The organism is Vibrio sp. 11-4(1) (genome assembly GCF_013048625.1).
GTDB lineage: Bacteria > Pseudomonadota > Gammaproteobacteria > Enterobacterales > Vibrionaceae > Vibrio > Vibrio diabolicus.
In genome coordinates, this window is the sequence record NZ_VHSY01000001.1 from 543,244 (window position 1) to 564,798 (window position 21,555).

At 45.2% G+C, this 21,555-nt stretch carries 18 protein-coding genes; 7 read left to right on the forward strand and 11 right to left on the reverse strand.

The genetic code is table 11. The annotated features are described in order from the left end of the window. Window positions 1-29: 29 nt before the first annotated feature. From FKN16_RS02210 to FKN16_RS02220, 3 genes are read right to left on the reverse strand one after another with little or no spacing between them, the layout of a single operon-like run. Entirely contained in the window at window positions 30-824 is a 795-nt protein-coding gene (locus FKN16_RS02210) for a metal ABC transporter permease (RefSeq protein WP_053809276.1), read from the reverse strand. Window positions 825-827: 3 nt separating this feature from the next. Continuing rightward, a complete protein-coding gene (locus FKN16_RS02215) occupies window positions 828-1,754 on the reverse strand; it encodes a zinc ABC transporter substrate-binding protein (RefSeq protein ID WP_114323398.1) in 927 nt (308 codons plus the stop codon). Next, complete coding sequence (locus FKN16_RS02220) at window positions 1,744-2,886, reverse strand: hypothetical protein (RefSeq protein ID WP_170901900.1); 1,143 nt, start codon at window positions 2,884-2,886, stop codon at window positions 1,744-1,746. The genes FKN16_RS02215 and FKN16_RS02220 overlap by 11 nt, the downstream gene beginning before the upstream one ends. Window positions 2,887-3,091: 205 nt before the next feature. Here FKN16_RS02220 and FKN16_RS02225 point away from each other — a divergent pair, with 205 nt between their 5' ends. After that, window positions 3,092-3,763, forward strand: a complete 672-nt coding sequence (locus FKN16_RS02225) for a cupin domain-containing protein (RefSeq protein WP_170901901.1) — start codon at window positions 3,092-3,094, stop codon at window positions 3,761-3,763. Window positions 3,764-3,836: 73 nt separating this feature from the next. Here FKN16_RS02225 and FKN16_RS02230 read toward each other — a convergent pair whose 3' ends face one another. Continuing rightward, the gene (locus FKN16_RS02230; RefSeq protein WP_005392770.1) at window positions 3,837-4,076 is read right to left on the reverse strand and encodes a YdcH family protein; all 240 of its coding nucleotides are present in this window, start codon (window positions 4,074-4,076) and stop codon (window positions 3,837-3,839) included. Between the two features lie 232 nt (window positions 4,077-4,308). Here FKN16_RS02230 and FKN16_RS02235 point away from each other — a divergent pair, with 232 nt between their 5' ends. Next, window positions 4,309-5,346: a DUF4382 domain-containing protein gene (locus FKN16_RS02235; RefSeq protein WP_170901902.1), complete on the forward strand. Its 1,038-nt coding sequence runs from the start codon at window positions 4,309-4,311 to the stop codon at window positions 5,344-5,346. Window positions 5,347-5,460: 114 nt separating this feature from the next. On the opposite strand, the gene FKN16_RS02240 is transcribed toward FKN16_RS02235, so the two are convergent. After that, entirely contained in the window at window positions 5,461-6,330 is an 870-nt protein-coding gene (locus FKN16_RS02240) for an AraC family transcriptional regulator (protein ID WP_170901903.1), read from the reverse strand. Between the two features lie 125 nt (window positions 6,331-6,455). Between FKN16_RS02240 and FKN16_RS02245 the strand changes: the two genes are divergently transcribed. Together FKN16_RS02245 and FKN16_RS02250 are read left to right on the forward strand one after the other, a co-directional pair. Next, window positions 6,456-7,604 (forward strand): PLP-dependent aminotransferase family protein, encoded by a 1,149-nt coding sequence (locus FKN16_RS02245; RefSeq protein ID WP_170901904.1) that lies wholly within the window; start codon window positions 6,456-6,458, stop codon window positions 7,602-7,604. A 412-nt stretch (window positions 7,605-8,016) separates the two neighbouring features. After that, on the forward strand, window positions 8,017-9,045 hold the full coding sequence (locus FKN16_RS02250) for a hypothetical protein (RefSeq protein ID WP_170901905.1): 1,029 nt from the start codon (window positions 8,017-8,019) through the stop codon (window positions 9,043-9,045). Between the two features lie 103 nt (window positions 9,046-9,148). On the opposite strand, the gene FKN16_RS02255 is transcribed toward FKN16_RS02250, so the two are convergent. Further along, a complete protein-coding gene (locus FKN16_RS02255; protein ID WP_170901906.1) occupies window positions 9,149-9,478 on the reverse strand; it encodes a DUF4156 domain-containing protein in 330 nt (109 codons plus the stop codon). A 195-nt stretch (window positions 9,479-9,673) separates the two neighbouring features. Here FKN16_RS02255 and FKN16_RS02260 point away from each other — a divergent pair, with 195 nt between their 5' ends. Beyond that, window positions 9,674-10,384 (forward strand): lipoate--protein ligase, encoded by a 711-nt coding sequence (locus FKN16_RS02260; protein ID WP_170901907.1) that lies wholly within the window; start codon window positions 9,674-9,676, stop codon window positions 10,382-10,384. 63 nt (window positions 10,385-10,447) lie between these two features. Here the strand turns inward: FKN16_RS02260 and FKN16_RS02265 are convergent, their stop codons facing one another. From FKN16_RS02265 to FKN16_RS02275, 3 genes are read right to left on the reverse strand one after another with little or no spacing between them, the layout of a single operon-like run. Next, window positions 10,448-11,485: an HlyD family efflux transporter periplasmic adaptor subunit gene (locus tag FKN16_RS02265; protein ID WP_048624783.1), complete on the reverse strand. Its 1,038-nt coding sequence runs from the start codon at window positions 11,483-11,485 to the stop codon at window positions 10,448-10,450. A gap of 1 nt (window position 11,486) precedes the next feature. After that, window positions 11,487-12,803, reverse strand: a complete 1,317-nt coding sequence (locus tag FKN16_RS02270; protein WP_047008068.1) for a glycosyltransferase — start codon at window positions 12,801-12,803, stop codon at window positions 11,487-11,489. Beyond that, window positions 12,790-14,145 (reverse strand): diguanylate cyclase, encoded by a 1,356-nt coding sequence (locus tag FKN16_RS02275; RefSeq protein ID WP_170901908.1) that lies wholly within the window; start codon window positions 14,143-14,145, stop codon window positions 12,790-12,792. The genes FKN16_RS02270 and FKN16_RS02275 overlap by 14 nt, the downstream gene beginning before the upstream one ends. A 717-nt stretch (window positions 14,146-14,862) precedes the next feature. Between FKN16_RS02275 and FKN16_RS02280 the strand changes: the two genes are divergently transcribed. Beyond that, window positions 14,863-16,416 carry a DEAD/DEAH box helicase gene (locus FKN16_RS02280; RefSeq protein WP_170901909.1) on the forward strand — a complete coding sequence of 518 codons (1,554 nt, stop codon included), beginning with the start codon at window positions 14,863-14,865 and terminating at the stop codon, window positions 16,414-16,416. Window positions 16,417-16,507: 91 nt separating this feature from the next. On the opposite strand, the gene FKN16_RS02285 is transcribed toward FKN16_RS02280, so the two are convergent. Continuing rightward, window positions 16,508-19,387: a Six-hairpin glycosidase-like protein gene (locus FKN16_RS02285; protein ID WP_170901910.1), complete on the reverse strand. Its 2,880-nt coding sequence runs from the start codon at window positions 19,385-19,387 to the stop codon at window positions 16,508-16,510. Between the two features lie 220 nt (window positions 19,388-19,607). Between FKN16_RS02285 and FKN16_RS02290 the strand changes: the two genes are divergently transcribed. Continuing rightward, complete coding sequence (locus FKN16_RS02290; RefSeq protein WP_005392753.1) at window positions 19,608-20,519, forward strand: LysR family transcriptional regulator; 912 nt, start codon at window positions 19,608-19,610, stop codon at window positions 20,517-20,519. Here FKN16_RS02290 and FKN16_RS02295 read toward each other — a convergent pair. Next, window positions 20,472-21,407, reverse strand: a complete 936-nt coding sequence (locus FKN16_RS02295) for a LysR family transcriptional regulator (protein WP_025607263.1) — start codon at window positions 21,405-21,407, stop codon at window positions 20,472-20,474. The genes FKN16_RS02290 and FKN16_RS02295 overlap by 48 nt on opposite strands. Window positions 21,408-21,555 lie beyond the last annotated feature (148 nt).

Consider the following 21,555-nt stretch of genomic DNA (forward strand, 5'->3'; position numbering starts at 1 on the left):
TACTTCATCAGACCAATATTACTTGTCTCTTAATCTCTTACAAAAGCTGGTTTTGTTATTTTCACCAGAAAAGGTTGAAGCAAAAGATTAAACAACATTCCAGTAATAAACAGGGTGATCACAATACTCGCACCACTTGGTAAGTCGTAGCGAGCCGATGCGGCAATACCCGATAAAATCCCAACAATACCGATGCTGATACTGGCGACAAAGAATCGAGTTCCCTTCAATGCTGCCGCACATAAAGCTGGAATAACCAACAAAGCAAATTCTAAATAAATGCCGGTTAACTTGACCGTAATGGGCATCAGGATAGCAAAGATCAGATAAAAACCACTACCACACATAAACGCAGGTTTTAACCAAACCAATAGCAACATCGCAGCGGTAATGAGTGCCAAAGGCCAAACGTCTGCCCAAGTCGCCCATAACAGTTGCCCATTAAGAATGCCTTGAATAAAGTCTCCGCCGTGTGGGTCTTTGCTCACCAGCAGGATCGCCAGCGATGCAGACACCACAAACAAGCTGCCAATCATGGGCTCTAAATGTTGCTGGTATCGTTTCTCCATTAAGGCAATCAAACCGCAAAGCATCAAAGACATAACCCAAGGGCCAATCATTTCACCAAAGAATGAGCCTGAGAACAGCGCGTATTGGCTCAACCAGTAGTGGCTTAGTGCTGCCCCCAATGCCGCAACTTGCGCCACCGCCAAATCTATAAAGATGATCTGACGATTAAGAACTTGTTGCCCCAGAACGATGTTGCCAACTAACGCAATTAAGCCACACAAAACTGCAGGTAAAAGCCATGCATAATCTGCCATGACTTAGATCTTCACTGGAACGGGTGGCACTAACACATCCAGTAAATCATCAATGACCTGATCGTACATCTCATCCAAGCTTTCACCCTCAGAAACGGTCAATGGCAGTTGAATCACAGGTTTGTCAGTATGCTCCTGCAACCAGTTCGCTGGACGCTGATCCTGATGAGAGGAGTAAACAATCGCATCAAAACTGTCGGCATCTAACTTGGTAAGTGATTGCAGGTGAGATGTGGTCGGTGAAATGCCCGGTTTAGGTTCGAGATCGGCAATCTGCTTCATTCCGAGCCAATCGTACAAATAACGATACGTCGCGTGATAACCGACAACTTGCTTACCCTTTAAAGCCGCGCCTTTCTCATTCCATTCATTGAGCTTTTTTTGCCACTGCGCGCGAAACTTCATACCATTAACTTGGTAACTTTGCGCGTTGTCGGGATCAATCGCTTTTAAGCGCTCCGTTACTTTGCGAGATAACGGAATCATGTCATTTGCCGCAAATTGAACATGTGGGTTTCCGTGCGCATGGATATCCCCCATGCTGCGGTCAACATGATCATGAGAGTCCAACATACGCACGAAATCGGTCGCATAAATCATGCTTTGAGCACCATTTTGAACGGCACTATTGCCACTTCGATTTTGAAGCATCGGCAACCAACCTACCTCCAACTCAGCGCCAGAGCACATCGCCATGTCAGCTTGGCGCATCTTGGCAATCAAAGACGGACGAGCTTGAACATAATGGGGATCTTGCTTAGCCGTGGTTGCTGAGTAAATGGTGGCGTTTGGAGCATGACTTTCAAGAAAAGCTTTCCATTCAGGCTCACAAACGAAAATGTTGAGAGCCAAAGCAGGCGAAGAGATGATGGCAGATCCCGCCGCCATCATCACTAAACTGCATTTACTTATCGCAAGTTTAGAACGCATGTGCACCGTGCGCTCCAAATGTCATTACGTATTGCAGAGTAAACACGTTGTCTGTTTCGCTGTCTTGGTTATCAATGCGAGTGTATTGCGCACGGATCGTACCGAAATGAGAAGAATCCCATGCGATCATCGCATCCATCTCTTTATCATTCAGTGCTGTGAAATGCATGTGGTCGCCGTGTGCATGACCATCGTAGCTTTCTGCTTCGCCGTAACGTAGACCAGCTGACCAACTTGGGTTGAAGCGGTAAACGCCCGAAACATAGTATGCGCTTAGGTTGTCTGGTGACTCTGCATCGTTCTTGTATTTGCTGTCTACTACACCGCCTAACAACATGTATTCCGCAGATAGCGTGAAGTTGCTGTACTTGTAGTTACCATCTGGTGCCCACTTCCACACAAAATCTGCGCCGTATAGGTTCGCACCCGTTACAGCCGCAGCGTGGCTGTGGTCATGTTCTTCTTCGTGACCATGACCATGGTCGTGATCTTCGAATTCTTTAACTTTGCCATTTTCGTTACGCAGGTAACTTAAACCAAACTGCCAACTTGAAGATTCAGAGAAATCATTACCAAGCTTCATCGTTGTCGTGTAAACACCAACTTTAGAGCCATCTTCAACAGAAGACATCTTGTTGCCGCTTAATGCTTCTACACCAAACTTCACGTAAAGATCGGTTGGCAGAACGATGTTTGCGCGTACACCGTCATCATAGTAATGCGAACCAAGGAAAGTACGGTAAGCAATTGGGCGTTCAACGAAACTGTCAGTGTGCATGTGTTGATTGTTGAGGTAACCGAAGTCAGATAGGAATCGGCCTGCGCGCACGTTTACACCATATGGCAATGCCAAAGTTTCGATGAATGCTTCTTCAAGCTCTAATTCTGTCTCATCGCCATGACTTTCAAGAATAGCGGTCAACGCACCGTGAAACTTGTCGTCAATATTTGATGATAAGTTCAATTCCGTATGGCCTAGACCAAAACCTTCTTCGCGATCGGAATTATGACGTTGACCATCTTGGTAGTAGCCATCAACAACAACACCAATCTGTGGGTTCGATAATGTATCGGCAAAAACAGGGGACGCAAAAATGCTACCGATCGCGAGAGAAACCAATTTCTTATTCACTACTTTTCCTTTTGTTATGTTATAACATTCAATTTGGTGATGTTATAATATAACAATTATCATTACACAAGCAGAAATTTAACTCGGTTCCGACTGCTAGCTCGTATTCAATCCCTGATTTTGACTATCAACAAGTGAATCAATTGATGTTTTTTATACGTATACTATTGAGAGTCAATCATTAGATAAGCAATGGAATTTCAGTATGTTGAATATGGATTTCTCGAAAAGAATCGTGATAGAAACGGGGGAACAGGAGTGGATCGCCAGCCCTTCCAAAGGCGTGTGGCGTAAACCTTTGGAAAGAGAAGCCAAAGAATCAGGGCACACCACCAGCGTAGTGAAGTATGAGCCAAACTCGCACTTTTCGACTCATCCTCATCCTCACGGAGAAGAAATATTAGTGCTCGAAGGAGTGTTCTCTGACGAACATGGTGACTACCCTGCTGGAACCTACTTGCGTAACCCTCCTGGAAGTCAACATGCGCCCTATAGCAAAGAAGGCTGTGTGATTTTAGTTAAACTAAATCAATTCAATTCTGATGATCTTGAAGCAGTTCGAATCAATACGAACGAAGCGAATTGGTTACCTGGCATTGGTGGGCTGGAAGTCATGCCATTGCATGATTTTCAGCATGAACATGTAGCATTGGTTAAATGGCCGAAAGGCGAGAAGTTTCAAGCACACCGTCACTTTGGTGGTGAAGAAATTTTTGTGTTATCGGGGGAATTTAAAGACGAGCTAGGAACCTATCCTCCCTACTCTTGGATACGCAGTCCACATATGAGTGAGCACTTTCCTTTTGTAGAGCAAGAAACGATCATTTGGGTAAAAACAGGCCACCTGCCACTCCAAGCTCCTGCTCAACAATCCTAATGTTGGAATACTTGGCATCGTCCCTTGAAACTAAAATCGGCTCGTAGATTACGAGCCGATGATCATTGCGTCGCTAAGAGCCCATAATTCTCGAGTGGAGCCAATCTTTGAGCTCAGCTCGATTATGTTTTAACACGTTCATTTCGTGATCATCAATCGGGCTTCCTTGCAGTTCTAGTACGCGGATTTCCTTATCTAAAGCATTGTAGTTTTTAACGGTTTCAGCAAATGATGCATCGTTTTCGGCAAGCTGAGTAATGGTATCCAAATGTTCTGGGAATTCATGAGTTAATGAGTGATTTTCACCTAACATAGAGACCTCTTGGCTAGAGTTATTGATGTATATCTCCGCTCATTTTTTGAGCGACACATTCTTAACCATAGCACTTCATTGAGCACAATATCGTCGATTTGAGCACACTTTTACTGAACGTCTTAATGATGGTTCGTCACTGTTTTCGACCCGGTAACTCCGCTCGTTGTTATTCTGTATTTTGTCAATAATCAGCTACATTTAATACACTTCTCATAAAAAGGTACATCTAATGAACAGCATGAAAATTGGCCTAATCAGTGCATCAATAGCCGTTGCACTTATTGGCTGTAATTCAGACAGTGACTCTGTCAGTACAATGACTCCTGTTACTTTGTCTGTATCAGATGCCCCTATTGATGACGTATCAGAAGTGGTGATCACATATAACAAAGTTGCATTTCTTCCTCTTGATGGTGGCACACCACAAGTATTCGATGTGTATAAAACAAACGAAGAAGGCAATTGGGTCGACGAAGATGGTAACCCCCTTCCCGATGGTGAAGATCCACTGCCCCTAAGTGTTAACTTACTCAACTTCCAAGGCAGTGACGCACAAGAATTGGTGGATGATGAACTGATACCAACTGGTAATTATAAACTCTGCGTGTTTGCTAATGATGGCGATCATCCAAACTACCCATCGTATGTGATTGACGAAGCGACAGGAAATCAAATCCCACTGACCGTCAAAGGTGATGGTGCTTGCCCACAAGGTGTCGGAAAGGATCCTGATTCTGGGGTACTGTTCTTTAACAACACCTTTGCAGTCAACCCTGACAATAATGAGTTCGTAGTTGAATTTGATCTGCGCCGCGGCTTAAAAGACGGAACAGGCCAAAACGAAGGCTACAGCATTCAACGCACCTCCGTCACTTTAATTAACACGGTTACAACGGGGGAGATTCAGGGTGATGTCGCAACATTGACCTATCAAAGCTGCGAAACGGATACCCCAAGTGCAAATGGATATGCGCACGCGATCTACTTATATGAAGGAAATATCGCCGAAGAAAACATGGGGCCATTTGCCGGCGCAGAAGGCCAAGCAATGCCAATCGCAGCAGCGAACGTGGTTCAAGACGTTGATGATGCGAATTACGAGTACGAATTCGGTTTTGTAGAACCTGGTACTTACTCAGTCGGTTATACCTGTACGGCAAATGACGATTCTGAAGAAGGTATTGTCGCTGGCGAAACTTTCAGCATTTATCAATCAACTAGCGGACTTAACGTATCCGTTGGTACTGATACAGACGCAAACTTTTAAGATCCCCTAGAAATGGCAGAGTCAGCACAAGCTCTGCCTTTTCTTCATGGCGTTCTTGGTCAGCTCTTTGCTCACCACAAATCGACTCACAAGATAATACGTTCGTTTTCATCCTTAGAAGAAGCTAATGGGCAGATAGAAATCCAGCTCAAACGCCTCATCATGGCTGAGAAAATGATTTTTATGATAATGGACGTAAGCGGGTGTAGAACGCTGTTTAAAGCCAGAGTTAGGCAACCACTTCTCTAGTACCATACTGAGTTGAGGAAGAAGCTCACCATATACTCCCGTTAAGCGAAAGACGGCATGTAAACCACCAGGAATCGTCATTTGATTCACGACGCCGCGCACTTTGAGCGGCGTATCAATCGCCATACAAGCCACATAACGACACTTGTCGAGTTCGACCCAAGCAGGGTTGGAGTGATGCAAACCATATTGAACCGAAAAGTCCCGATTCTCAGAACTTGCCCACGCCTTCAAAATCAGCCACGCATTGCGAATGGAACGGCTATAACCCTCATGTCGCACATACGCCGCAAAGCGTTGTGGGACCTCCATAATTTTAGGTTCTGGCAACTCGCGTTTCGCAACCCGATGATAACCCGCAGCCACTTCCGGATCCTTCAAATACGGTTTTTCTGCGACTTGTAAATCATGCTTTCTCCACGCACCAGGTGACATAGCGAACGTTGCTTTAAACGCTCGGCTAAAAGAAGATACCGAGCTAACGCCGCACTTGTTAGCAATGTCTAACACCGATGAGCTGGTATCAAACATCAGTTGATTGGCGGCGTATTCCATTCTTGTGCGGCGGATATATTGATGGATAGACTCCCCTACCACGTCTTTAAAAATACGATGGAAGTGTTGTTCAGAATAGGCTGCTACATCTGCTAGCTCTTTAGCCGATAACTCTCTGCTAATGTCCTGATGAATGTAAAACAGCACGTCATTGATTCTGGAAACTTGTTGATGGCTCACGGAGTAAACTTTCGCTCAAATAGCATAAATGGACATATTTAACAGCATAAATGGACACACCAAGCTTGGCAATTTACCTATACTATTTCTGACATAAAAAAAGACAATTACGAGAAGCACAGCACATGGAAATAGCACAGTCATTACAACAAACTAAGTCATCCTACATTCGAGAGATCCTCGCAGCAGCGAGCGATAAGAACGTCATTTCTCTTGCGGGTGGCTTACCGGACGAAAAAACCTTCCCGATCGACTTGATGAAACCGACGCTCGAAAACCTCGCGAACATGCCAGAGGTGTTTCAATATGGCGCAACAGCAGGCTACGCACCGCTACTTAACTTTTTGACCGATTATTACCAGCTGCCAGAATCTCATTTGGCGATGATCACAACGGGTTCTCAGCAAGGGCTAGATTTGATTGCGCGTGCGTACGTGAATCCGGGCGATAAAGTGGTGATGGAAGCGCCAAGCTACCTTGGAGCCATGCAGGTATTTGGTTTAGTGCAAGCCAATATCGTGACCGTTTCGCAAACAGAATGTGGTCCAAACCTTGAAGAACTTGAGCAATGCTTTGCTACGCAGCAACCGAAAATGTTCTACGCCGTGCCCGATTTTCACAACCCAACGGGCGTATGCTGGGCGCTAGAGACTCGCCAAAAAGTTGCCGAACTTTGTATCCAATACGACGTTGCATTCATTGAAGACGCACCATACCGCGAGCTGCGTTTTTCTGGTGAAGCACTGCCGCTGGTTTCGGAGTTCTGCCCGCAGCACTCCATCGTATTGCGTTCATTCTCCAAAATCGCCTCACCAGGCTTGCGTATTGGTGTGGTAACGGGCAAATGCAGTTACCTTGAGCCACTCATCAAAATCAAACAAGGTGCCGATCTGCACTCTAGTATTCCTATGCAAGCTTTGCTGCATGGTCTACTGCAACATGACAACTTCGAAACGCACATTTCAACCATCTGTGCGCTTTACAAATCGCGTTACGATGTCATGTTTACTGAGCTGCAAAAACAGCTGCCGGAAAGTTGCGTACTCAAACCTGTCGATGGTGGTATGTTTGTCTGGGTAGAAATTCCAGAATGTGACACGTTCGAACTTGCGAAGACCCTTCTCGCAAACTGGGTTGCTGTAGTGCCAAGCCCGGTATTTTATCCGGAAGGTTCAAAGGTAAAAGCCGCTCTGCGTCTTAACTTTACCAATGCCACACCAGAAGAACTGACGACTGCTGTCACTCGACTTGCGGATGTACTTAACGCATTGTAATTGAGCGCATGCGTTAGAATCTGCCTTTGAGATTCGAAAAAGTCTCAAAGGCAGCATCAAAAAAGTTCCCCAAAAAATTTTATATTTTTCTCTCAAATCAACTCTCTACAGTAAGTGCCTGTTTTCTCTTGATCCTCTCACTCATATAAAAATGAGCACCTAATCACGTATTTGATGGTTAGAAAAGTTACGTCTATCTTTCAAACAAAAGACATCAACTTCGCAGCATTAATGTTCTCAATTTCAGACACTTTACTCAGTCGTGGCTTAGCGATTGAGAAAACGACTCGAAAGCATCTGCGGGCATACCCACTACGAAGGATTGACCAGAACCATTCTGAATGTCGCGAGCCAATCTTTTGATTGGCAATTACGTCAGTGAATCGCACCAAATGACAGAGGGGTTATCAGGATGAACACTCGAACCACGACAGGACTCGTCACCACTGGCTGGTCCGTTATCTTTTCACTTTTTACCGCATTCGCCGCGTATGCGAATACGTCTCCAAACTGTAGTGATGTTTTAGCGGGCAACACAACTGCCGTATCGCAAAAAATGATGGTTTTACTGGGCGAAGACATCACTAAATCCAACCGCATCACCACGGTGATTCCAGCCAAAAACAATCCATTTGTGACCGAAGCACTGGTCTCAGTTTCCAACGAAGTGTCACCCAATGGACGTTTGCCACAAAAGACATTGGAAGAGATCCGAAAAGTACGCTCAGATTTAGAAAAAGCCGCACAGGAAGTGAACCGATTACAAGGTACTTTTGAAGTCGCATTTGTTAGCTTGATTGATGGTTACTGCCAGTTCTCGAACCACAAACTTACTCAGCATGCCAAAATCGACTTTGACCATTTGGAAGGTCTCACGTTGTATTCAATCCCCGCTTTGTTAGCAATGGTAGATCAATCTTACGCCATGGCAGAAAATAGAATTGCTAGCGAGCAGGAACAGTTAAGCAACATCGAGAAAGAACAACAGAGACAGAAACAGCAAGCCAGTGCTGCCGCAGCAGCACGTTACCAAGACGGTAACGTGTTGGTGAAAGTCGAGAATTTTGATGGCTCTAATGTGACGTTTTCCGTCACTAACGTCGGTTCACAAGGTTCATTACAGCCAAACTTCAACACGTTTAATGCCTATCGCACCGAAAGCGGAGAGCTAGTGTATAAATCGGAGTCTTTGTTGAACTTAGCAGATACTGCGGGTAACACGCTTGAAACCATGGGGATCGCAGAGCTCTCATCACGAGGGGGAAATAACTTGTCAATCTCTCCGGGTGAAACCCGAAAATTCGTCACCAGTATCGCTTCAGAAGTCGCACCACACACACAGTTAAGCTTGGAGTTCCCGGCAAAAGTATTAAATACCGAACAGGACTTCACTCTGTCGTTTTCTGACACGACGGCAGTGGCTACAGCGAACGTAAATTAACTGAAAAGCGCTCATCATAACGCGCACAGACGTAAACTTGTTGTTTGGCAGCAAGCTCAAAGACAGGCACATTTCGCCTGTCTTTGCTTTCGGAAAAGTAAAATTATGGCTGTTTGCACTTATAAGCATTGGCAAACATGGTAACCGATGTGGAGAAGTCCAACGGCTCATATAAATACAATGTATCTGCGCCTAAATCTGCCGCTTTGATGCGCATTTGGTTTAACGTACCCCAGACAATGTCTTTATCTGCGTGCAGCCAATAATCATAAAAGTGCCCTTCCGAGCCAATTACCGTTCCCATTAGCTCGCAGTTTTCAATCGCATTCACGTTGTCCCAAAGCACTTGGACTTGCTCAGATTCTTGGGTCGGGAACGTCACACATCCCGTCAATGATGCCGCTAACGCAAGACACATCACTCGCTTTTTCATAGTCATATCGCCTAAAAATTATTTAGATGGCGGATTTTATGAATTGCTTATGTGATGACCAACAAAATATTTCTATCGCCCCTTTAAATAGAAATAATGGAAGCGAAGAAAACTCTAAAGGCAGCGTATACCGCTAGTAATCACATGGCATCTAAGATAAAACAGTAGCGATAATATACGGATGAGGGATAGAGTTTGGTTTCTAAAAATAAGCTAATTCGCTATACGGCTACGGAAGTCGCTGATGCATTTGAAAAAGAAGATGAGCTCATTAAACAAGTTCAGTCCAACCAACTCTCGCAAGTGCTATTACTTTGGCAAGTAAAAAGCCAGACGCTCGTGCTTCCCGCAGGTAAAAAGTGGCCTATTTCTAACGAGTTAGAACATGCGTTAAATGCGTCTGGCTGGAAACTCTTTTCCCGTAAAACTGGTGGTGCCCCCGTCCCTCAAGTACCGGGTATTATTAATCTATCCCACATCTATCACTGGCCAGACGGTGAGCCTTACGACATCAAGAAAGCGTATCTCGATTTGTGTGCGATATTAACGGTTTTCTTTAAACAGCTCGGCGTGAAAGTGGATGTTCATGCTACGCCTTATTCCTACTGCGATGGCGAGTACAACCTCAACATTGGCGGGCAAAAAGTCGTGGGAACCGCGCAGCGTGTTTTACTTAAAAAAGGCGGCGGACAAGTGGTATTGTCACAAGCATGCATTCTGATTGATGCCGACGTCGAGAAGATTGTCGAACCAGTACGAATGTGTAATCAGCTTTGTGGTCACAGCGATGATATTCGTGGCGATGTCCACACACCGCTCTTCAATCATATATCCGACCGCCTCTCGATAGATTCACTCTTTCAGCAACTGACTAGCGCGTTTTTAATGCATGCTAAAGGCGACTAAAGGCGCGTTAACAACCAAAAAAGAAAAGGAGCTTTCGCTCCTTTCCTACTCAATCAACCAACGTTAAAAGCGAACTTCCACTTCGACCCCTTCAATCCATCGACTTTTTTCCAACGGCTCATCAAAGCTCAGTGTGACTTTTAAATAGGCTGGCTGCCCTTCAAATGGGCTTTGAAGTTCTGAAGGCAATTTGTTCACAACCTCAACTGGCTTCGATACCGTCGCTCTAAACTTTCGACCATCAGGAAATACGACTTTTGCTTTGGTTTCCATATTACTGTATTCGAGGTATTTAGGATTTAGAAAAGCCGTAATTTCAGGTGTCACGTTGCGAGCAATCGTGAGCAATGGCGTATTTTCCGATACATTTTGCCCCTCATGCACATGAATATCGAGTACACGACCGTTCATCGGGGAACGGAAGGTGAGATCTTCTTGTTGAGCACGCTTTACTACCAGCTCACGCATTAAAGAACGATACTCTTGTGTCACTGGACCAGCCAACTCTAACTCTTCCAAGTTACGCATCGCATCCACATAAGCAATTTTCTGACTGCTTAACTGATTACTCAGTGAGTTATTCACACTCACAATAGCCGCGTAATCAACCTCAGACACTTGCCCTTTCTTTCTGTAAAGGTCGTATTTTTTCTGAATATCACGGACCTTCTTCAAGCCTTCGGCTGAGCTTTCAATAGCACTTTTGTATAGCTCATCAGTACTTTGCACCTGATTTTTAGACAGTTTCACCAGCTCATCTTTAATGAAATCAATCTCTTTATTCAACGCATTATCTTTTAACAACAGCAGCGCTTGATCCTGAGTCACTTCCGTACCGACATTCACAGGCACTGGCCCAACAATGGCAGAGCGAGTTGCCGTCACCGTAAGTGGATGTGACGTGATAATAGCAGGTGCCGTCACTAATACTTGCGTTCTAAACAAGTAATAAGCCATAAACAAAAGCGGACTGATTACAATCGCTAAAATCAAGTACCAACGGAGACGATAACCGCCACGCTTTGCCTGTCCGTAGACGACTTTCATCCCGTTCTCAGACTGCGGTTTGTTTTTCTTATCTAAGTGAAAGTTAACTTTCATACTAAAACTTTTTACCTCGCTTCAATACCCACCAAGGTGCCATACTCGACTCTTCATGACTTCTCCTCACAACTTCATTAACCATTGAGAAAGCGGTAATCAAACGCATGAAAAACTGGTAGACAGGGTAAAGAAATAACCATTTCGCTGACTTCAAATCCTCTTTTTTTCTCTCTGATACAAGCCCAATGTAGACAACAAAAATCAGAGCAGATAAGAAGAGGTAGACAAAATAGAGCATTAGCATCAACGCCAATACAAATTTAAGTGGATAGACAATCACCATGTACACGCTAAATATCACCACAAGCAGCGGCAATAAAACGTTTTGAATCACGCCATAAGCCAAAGTGAATAAGAAGTTTCCCCAACCAAGTAACCGTGGAGACAACCCTTCATTGTGTTTACGCAAAAACAAAAACAATAAATCGCCATCCCAACGCAGCCGCTGCAATACCAAACCTTTCAACGTATCTGGCACATCAGTATGGCCGATGGAGTGCGTCGAAAAGGCCAATTTATTATCAGGGTAACGACGTTTGTATTGCTTCAAGCGCATGGTTAAGTCGAGATCTTCTGCGGTATGCGTATCCCAGCCCCCCACTTGCTTAAGCAAGTTCTTCCGAAACGCTCCGAAGGCGCCAGAAATGTTATTGAGCACTCCCCATGTCGCCATCCCCGTTTTACCGGCTTGCATCGACAGCATGTACTCCAAGGATTGCATTTTGGTCAACAAGTTGGCGTTGTGGTTGCGAACTCTTAACGCACCACCGCTCGCAATCACATTTTTATCCGCAAACTGTTTCATCATGGTGAAGACCATGTCGTTATCGAATGACGTATCTCCATCCACGTTAATGACGATTTCACCACTAGCCATTGATAAGCCGGCATTCAGTGTTGAAACCCGACCTCCTCGTTGCCATTTTGGCAACACGCGCACTTTACGATTACGAACGCCTGCATGCCTTTTCTCACCATTTAACGCGGCTTGATAAGTATCTTGGTTTTGTACCGCCCCATCAACCACAGCAAGTACTTCAATATGACCTGGGTAAACTTGCTCAACTAACGTATCGATAGTGATCCCAATCGCATCACCTTCACCATAACAAGTAATAACGAAACTCACTGAAGGAAACCGCTTTAATTCTGGATCTTCTTGCGCATATGACCAACGAAATATCCCTGTTAGCACCAGCAAATATAGAGGTAGTTCGATAATGATCATGACGGGAAACAGCAATAGCCATAACTCTTCATTGTGAAGTAGCATGCCTCGAAGATAGTCGAGCAGAACGAGACTATCTTGCAGCATAAATCTCACCCATCAGCGATTCCATCCAAACAGAAACACCGTCTTCAATGATCGGGTCGGGCAGGTCCCAAGCAAAGACATCCAACTCAAACTCTTCGTCTTCAACAAGCTCACCCAGATCCGATAATTTTTGCTGTAAAATGGACAGACTCGCGTTGGTCGTATTTGGCATTAGGACAAGCAACACATCCTGTTTGTACTGACAACAGATATCGGTATCTCTAAACAAGCCGCTAAGACGACGCGTCAGTTGATCCATCAATGAGAATAATTTTGCATCGCCATATTGCTTACCGTATTCATCGATCGTCGGTAAATGCAGTCCAAGTAGAAGGTGCTGTTCTTTGTGTCTCAGCGCGACTTTATTTAACCATGCAAGCAAATTTTGGAAAAAGCTGACTTCCACTTTGCCTTTGATCGAGAGCTCAGGAGCTTGAATGGACTTGCCGTGTTGGAAAATGTATTCACCCACTTCACCAAGTCGATATTGGTAAATTTTCCGGACAACAAGTTCTTCGACTTTGATCTTTGAGTCACAACTTAAACATTGACTGATCGTCGCCGCTTCAACAAATAAACTGGAGCAACTATTACAAACGTGGTTTTCAAGCGGGCGGTCATAATCAACGCCGATATGGCGCAGCTGGGTCAAACATTTAGGGCACTCGAGCTTTCCACGGCGCTGAAAGCTGTGTTGTTCACCAACATGGCCACAAGTGAAACAGTGCAAAGAGCTTTGAGAGTCGATATCGATGCTGCTGCAATCCGGGCACACCTCTACATAATTCAAGTGTCCGCTGTTGCAATGAGAACAAACACGAATTCTATCGATCAGCACTTCCGCTTCTAATACTCCGCGACCTTGCTCTGAGAGCACGTATCGATAAGTCGAATAAATATCAGGAAACAACATATCGATGATTGGGTACGAATAAACCGACATAGACTCTAAACTTTTTAAAGCAGTCACTCTTCGCTGACGATTGACCCCAAGCCAACCAATCAAAGGATCTAACACTTCCGGTTCATCAATGGCATCGAGCTTGCTCTGAATGGATCGCCAAATTTTTATTGATTCTCTAGCTTCAAAGACACCGTCGGTAACGCATCGAGAATAAGGGGTTTCCACGGTGACATAAACCGCCCAAGACCAACGCCCTTTCTCCTGATAAAACGCTTTCAGCGCGGTATCTATTTGGTGTGGATCTTGATAAGCAATACACACCATGCCACCGAGTCCCGTTGCCACCTCATCAATATGATCAACCAAAACCATATCTTCAGCTAACTCACTGACAGGCTGTTCACCAACCCAGTAGAAATTGTTATTTATTGACGACATTTTATTAGTTCTCACAACCACAAAATTAATTCATAACATCAGAAATATAGAACTTGCAGTAACAAAGCACTCTAGGTAGACAAGCCTTGCCACCGTTAAATACAACAATAGAACAAATATTTAGAGAGCTTTAACTCAGGCAGTAAAAGCAGAAAGATCTCTGAATAAAGTGTGAAGGAGGCCGTGAGTAGAGAAATCGGATAGCAAAGCGCATAGTACAACCTTTGTTAGCAAGCTGGGATAATAGTGTGATTTGATGATGAATGAGATCCTTGCATTCACATCAAGCTCATTGTTTTATATCAGTCGGTTCCTTTCTGCTCAGCATTTAACCATACCGACATGTATCAAATCTGAGACTTGGTAATACTTTACCAACTAATTTCCATTAAAATTGAGTGGCAAAACACTGAATAACATTCAATCATTCTGATTATTTATCAAACAAGTATTTTTAAGCCGTTTGAGTGATTAATAATCACCATTTGTCTCGCTGTTTTTTCCGAAAGAACACGTAACACATTCAAACTACAGAATGAATCTACGTCACTTTTCTATGCTCTTTTTTGTTCAAAAAAGAAATGAGATCCAGTTCAAATATTTATCCATAACAGAATTAGTTGAAGCCTGCGCGTAAAAGCCTCAGAATGTCGCACTTTTCGCACCGATTTATTTTCGGCGCGTTGTTATCTAACTCTACAATTGAGAATCATACATATGGGTTTTACCTCGTTAGGTCTATCTGCTCCAATCCTTAAAGCTATTCAAGAGAAAGGCTACGACACCCCTTCGCCAATTCAGGCAAAAGCAATTCCTGCTATTTTGGAAGGGAAAGACGTAATGGCAGCAGCGCAGACTGGTACAGGTAAAACTGCAGGCTTTACGCTACCGATTCTTGAACGTTTATCGAACGGCCCTCGCGTTCGTGCTAACCAAGTTCGTGCACTTATCCTAACGCCAACACGTGAACTTGCGGCTCAGGTGCAAGAAAACGTGTTTATGTACGGCCGTCACCTCCCACTAAGCAGTGCGGTTGTTTTTGGTGGTGTGAAGATCAACCCGCAAATGCTGCGTCTTCGCAAAGGTGCGGATGTGTTGGTTGCGACGCCAGGCCGCCTGATGGATTTGTACAACCAAAATGCGGTGAAGTTCGACCAACTAGAAGTTCTGGTACTGGATGAAGCAGACCGTATGTTGGATATGGGCTTTATCCGTGACATTCGTAAGATCCTAGCTCTGCTACCAAAACAACGTCAGAACCTACTTTTCTCGGCGACTTTCTCGGATGAAATCCGCGACCTTGCGAAAGGCTTGGTGAACAACCCGGTTGAGATTTCAGTGAACCCGGCAAACTCGACGGCGAGAACGGTTGAGCAAAGCATCTACCCAGCAGACGTGAAGAAGAAAGCACCGATGTTGGTTAAATTGATCAAAGACGGCGATTGGAAGCAAGTGCTGGTGTTTACGAAAACGAAACACGGCGCAAACCGTCTGGCGAAGTTCCTTATCGAACAAAATCTACCTGCTGCTGCCATCCACGGCAACAAGAGCCAAGGCGCACGTACCAAAGCACTGGCGGATTTTAAATCGGGTGAAATTCGTGTGTTGGTCGCGACGGACATTGCTGCACGCGGTATCGATATTCCTCAATTACCGCAAGTGGTGAACTTTGAGCTACCTAAAGTGGCAGAAGACTACGTTCACCGCATTGGTCGTACTGGCCGCGCGGGCGAAGTAGGTAAAGCGATTTCACTCGTGTGTGCGCTAGAAGCATCTGAGCTGTTTGCGATTGAACGTTTGATTCAAGAAGTGCTACCACGTAAAGAGTTGGAAGGTTTTGCGCCAACCAATGTAGTGCCAGAATCTAAACTGGATACTCGCCCAATCAAACCGAAAAAACCTAAGAAGCCGAAAAAACCAAAAGCGCCAAGTGCTGCGGGTAAAAACGCTCCAGCAACCGAAAAGAAAGCAGGCAATGGTGCAAACAAACCTAAACGTCGCTTCAACGGTGGTAACAACGGCAACAAAAACAGCACCAATCAAGGTGGTGCGGGCAAGCCTAAAGGCAACCGTGAAGGCCAAGGTCGTACAAACAGTAAACCAGATGACCGTAAACCTAACGGCAACAAGCCAAATGGCAATAAACCAAACGGTAATAAGAGTGGCAACGCTGGTAAACCGTCAGGTAACCGCAAGCCAAACAATGCTAAGCCTGCAGGAAACAAACCATCAGGTCAGCGCCGTAAACCTCGTCCGCAGGCGGCAAACTAATCTGTAAACGGCCTCCGATAGCAAATACAACAAAGCCGCTGATAATCTCAGCGGCTTTGTTTTTCTTAGAACACAGCTTTGTTAAAACAGCCTACATTAAAGGTGTGATTCGAATATCTGCGATTTGCGCTTCGTTCTTTTCACCCTCAATACCACCAGCGTAGATGTAGGTTTCATTCGATGTGAGGTAACTCATATTGAAGTGGTCCTTCAGCGCGATCTGATAGGTTTTCTCCTGCTCCAACGCCACTTCAATTGGCGTTGAGTAACGCATACCTTGGTTTTCACCAATATGGCCCATCTGCAAGTAACCTTGACCAACCACTTTACCTGCATCATCCAATACCTCTAACAATTTCACGGTGTTCGTGATGCCGGTATTAAGTTGTCCTAGGTTATTGTTGTACCAAGCATCGAACTGGTAAGTGCCCGTTACAGGAGCTGTAAACGACTCTGCACCTTTTACGATGCCACTGTCTTTGCTCACCGTAACCACTGAGACATTGTCTTTGAGTGGCTGATATTCGCCATCAAGTTTGATGCGGATCTCTTCACCGACACAAACTGGTTGGCTTGGGTTAGAACGGAAGCCTTTATCGTTAATGCTTTCAGCCAAATAACAAGCAAAACCTGTTGGCGTATCGGAATAAGATTGAGTAATCACGTTCTTTTGAATCAGCTCGCCATTGCGATACAAGTTCACGTTGTACTTGCTCGTCACGTCAATCGAAACCGAATTATCAACGCTTTTTACTACCAGTTTTGGCTCTTGCGGAGAATAAACGCGGCTGTCTTCACTCACATACGGTTTCACCCCAGAAACTAAAGTAATGCTGCTATCTACATTCACAAGCGCGCCCAGTGTCACGTGGAAATGCCCCTCTTCGTCCATCGCGACATTTTCAACTGGGTAGTAGCCTGTTTCATCTTTGCTTACTTCAGGCAAGTCAATCGTTACCGAGTAGTTCTTTCCTTTGAAGGCAAAGTTTTCCAACGTAATTTGTTCAGACTGAGCCAACAAGTTATTGCGCACCCAACTTGTGATAAATGGCTTCACTTCCAACTTACCTGTTTCGGTATGGATGCCAAATAGGGTCTCTACCACCATGTTCAAGTAGCCACCCACAGACCAAAGCTGACGCTGAGAGTTAATCACTGGGCCATCCAAGCTCGGATCTTCGCCATGATCACTATGGATGATGAATGACTTACCAGAAAGCCACTCTAAGTTTTCCATGTTGGATAAATTGGTCGCTGTACCACGAACCAACGATTGAATGGCATTGTTCGCCGCAGCCACGTTTTGTGTTTGATGCGCGGCGCGCAAGCTGTACGCGGTAACAAATGGCCAAATTGCGCGGTTATGGTACACAGGCACATCCGGTTGTTGAGGGAAATAAACCGGCACGCCAAACTCACTGTGTGGGTAATTGGCCATGATTTGTTTCGCCTGCGCATCACTTGCCACGCCACTGATGATCGCAAGTGCTTCGCCCAACATGTCGTATTTGTCGACCGCGATGTCTTTGCCATTATCAAACAAATAGCTTACGTACATACCGCGTTCGGCATTCCAAAACTGCTCGTTGATAGCGGTTTTTAACTGCTCAGCCCAATCGGTGTATTTGACCGCGTTGGTTGAATCGTACTTCTCTGCCAACTTAGCCGCGAGCTGAATCGCGCGGTAGTGAACCACGTTTGTCGATAACGCTTTGCTGCTACCAATCGCATTGACATCGTTTGGCGTCCACGTTGAATACGTTTGCTCACGCCAATCAAGGAATGACTGCTCACCAGTGTATAAACCAGATTTCGCATCAAAAGCCGCCAGGCGATCGGCTTCAAGTGTATTGCTGATAGCGTTATATGCGCGCTCAGCAAACTGGTTGTACTCTTCTCCATCCAATGCCGAAAGTAAGCGTTCTGCACCAAGCGCCCAAGTCGTGCGGTCGGTACTGATTGGCCAGCTGCCGCCAGTGCCCGTGTCTTGCACAATCTGCTCGCCATCGTATTGCTGATCGGTCGTGTCGCGGAAAGCGGACAATTTGAAATTCAAACCATTTTGCACGCGAGTTGGATTCATCAATGCAAGCGAAAGGTCTGCTGCGTACGCCAAATCACGCGTCCACACGTAATGCCACTTCGCGCCCGTCTCAAAAACTTCCGCTTTGATTGGGTTGTTGTAGTTGTAATTGCCGTCTTTGATTTCAGAAACGGCAAGCTGGTCTAGCTCTTTCATCGTCAACGCAAACAACGCGTCAAACGCGACATCACCCGATACCACTCGCGGCCCTGTTTGTTCATTAATCACTAAGCCTTGGTCGAGCGCATCACGCAATTCTGTCGTCGTTGAAATACCAAATTCACGCAGTTCAGCTTTAGGATCTTTCACCGAGAAAATCACGGTATCACTCGAGTCATCGTAATTGGCGAACAGTTTCACTTCTTTACTCTGATGCCCTTCATGCACCATTGCAGGGTCGAGAATCGCATCAGAGTAGTATTTTTCCGCTTCTTCTTGCGTTGCTTTCGTCACAGTCATTGTCGCGCGACTTTCATCGGCAAAGCTCACAGAAAACTTGTAATACCCTTTGTCTTCAAACGTGATCTCAGAGTTGCAATCATCGTTCATACACGCTTCATTTGTGTCTGGTTTTGGCAGGTACTCCTGAGCTTTATCGAACGCCGCGGGCTCCTCAAAATAGGTGTATTGGATCTGCCAACCGGGATCAGCAATCTTGAACTGATTGCTACCTCGAGCGACGCGCAGTACGGTTTCGTACTCGTTATTACCCAAATAGTTTAGCTTGGCATGCTCTGCCGTGCCCCAATCCCCATTTAAACCACGTAAATATAAGTCGGCTGAAATAATTGGTTTGTCGACCTGCACAGACGCATCAGAGGAATCTGACCCACACCCAGCAAGACCAATACAAGACGCGACAGCAAGCGCAATAAAACTCGGTTTCATGTTCATCCCTTAGATTGTTGTTTTAGCGACAGTCTAAAGAACACCTTTTTGAGGGGAAAATAGGAAGTCAGGAGCGAGCTATAGATAACATCTATACGTCAAACCCCAACAGTGATGTAGATCTATGAAATGCGCATAATTTCAATCAAATGAGATTACAGATTTGTGATTTATAAATGAAATTGTGCAAAATACCCCTCATTCTTAGAGGGGAAAGAAAATGGACAAATCTCTGCAGCAATTTTTACTGGTTGCACGCTGCCAAAGCATCAGCGCTGCGGCAAGAATGGCAGGGTTAAGCCAGCCAACGGTAACAAGCAATTTAAAGAAGCTGGAAGAGAATCTCGGCGTGACGCTGTTTGAACGTCATCCTAATGGCATGGTGTTGACCGAATACGGACGCATCCTCTATCGCCATAGCAACGCGATGCAGCATGAATACAACCAAATGATGCAAAGCATTGATGAACGGAAACAGTACCAAGTCGGAAAAATTAAAATGGGTACTGGCGATGCGTGGTGGCCGCTGTTCGTCAAACAAGCACTCAATGAACATCTGACCAAGCAGCCATCGGCATCTACGCACGTCGAATTTGGCAACCACTTAGGCTTGATGGATTCATTAATCAACGAACAGATTGAATTCTTCATCGGCCACGAGATTGTCGGCTTGTCGTCTAAATGCGATGTTACGTTTATTCCTTTATTTCAAACGGTTGATGCCTATTTTGTTTCCCCAAACCATCCACTGCTAGGGAAAACCGTCACCGAAGAGATGCTGCACGAATACCCCGCTCTTTCGGTCACTTATGACGCTAAGAAATTCGCTCACGTCATCGATAACCCAATCCCGAAACAAAATGAACGCGAAAGGCAGCAACTGGATGATAGACCGACTTACGAAGTGGATTCTCTGCTCGCCAGTATTGATGTACTGAAAGAAAGCGTCGCGGTGATGTCTTATACCGGCCACCTGAAACCGTATTTGGAATCCTTTGGCTTACGATGCTTAACCATGGAAAACGAACCAAACCCTGGCACCGTCGGGATTTATCGCCACCGCCGAGAAACTTCTGAATCGCATCTAGATCTGATTGCTGGTATCACTCAGCGCGCTAAATTGCTCAACTAGAAAGTCCAAAAAAAGGCGAACTCTTTTCGGTTGATATTGGCGGCTTTGATAAATGACATGCAGATCCGCTTCAGCGCCTTGCGAAAAGGCGCTGAAGTTTTTCATATACCCATCCAAAACCGTTACTAAACGTTGTTGTTTTAGGTCTTGCTGAATATCTAAAATCGATTTCAACGCAATCCCCGCACCGTCCAACGCCCATTGTCGAATCACTTCACCATCATCAGAAAAGCGCTTTGGCGTGACCGTGATCGTTTGGTGAGACTCTTCATCTTTAAAGTGCCACGTTTTTAATTCTTCATTGCTGCGCACCATGGCTAAGCAGCGATGATCCGCGAGATCTTGTGGACAGTTTGGGACACCTTGCTTCGCCAAGTAATCAGGTGACGCGCACAGCACGCGTTGACTCGACGCCAGCTTGCGCGAAATGAGATTGCTGTCCGCTAACTCGCCGTAACGAATCACCAAATCGAGCCCCGATTCAGCCAAGTTCGACAAATTGTCATTAAGATAAAGATAAGGCGTCACATCCGGATATTGCTCAGAAAAAGCCGACACCATCGGCGAAATAATTTGTTTGCCAATATCTCGTGGAGCTGAAATTTTCAACGTTCCGCGCACTTCCGAAATACCAGTTTGAAGTAAGTTTTCCGTCTCTTTCACGCTATCAATGATGTTCAGACAAGCTTGATGGTACATTGCCCCTGCGTCCGTGAGTGATACGTGGCGTGTGCTTCGGTTGAGCAGCTTTACGCCATAGCGTTCTTCTATCGCTTGCAGCCTTGCCGTTACCGTCGCCGGAGATAAACCTAACTCCCTTCCCGCCGCTGCCAGACCTTGATGTTTAACGATGCTGACAAACAACGTCATATCCGAAAACTTATCCATCTTCGCGCCCTTATTATTTGAAAAAACTAAATAATCAATTCAGATATTACCCAATTATCAAATTAAATCGAATCCATATACTGACCCTATCGACATTGTTTAGACCCAGAACGTTATGTGACAGGGCAAAGTTAAACGCCGTAACGCT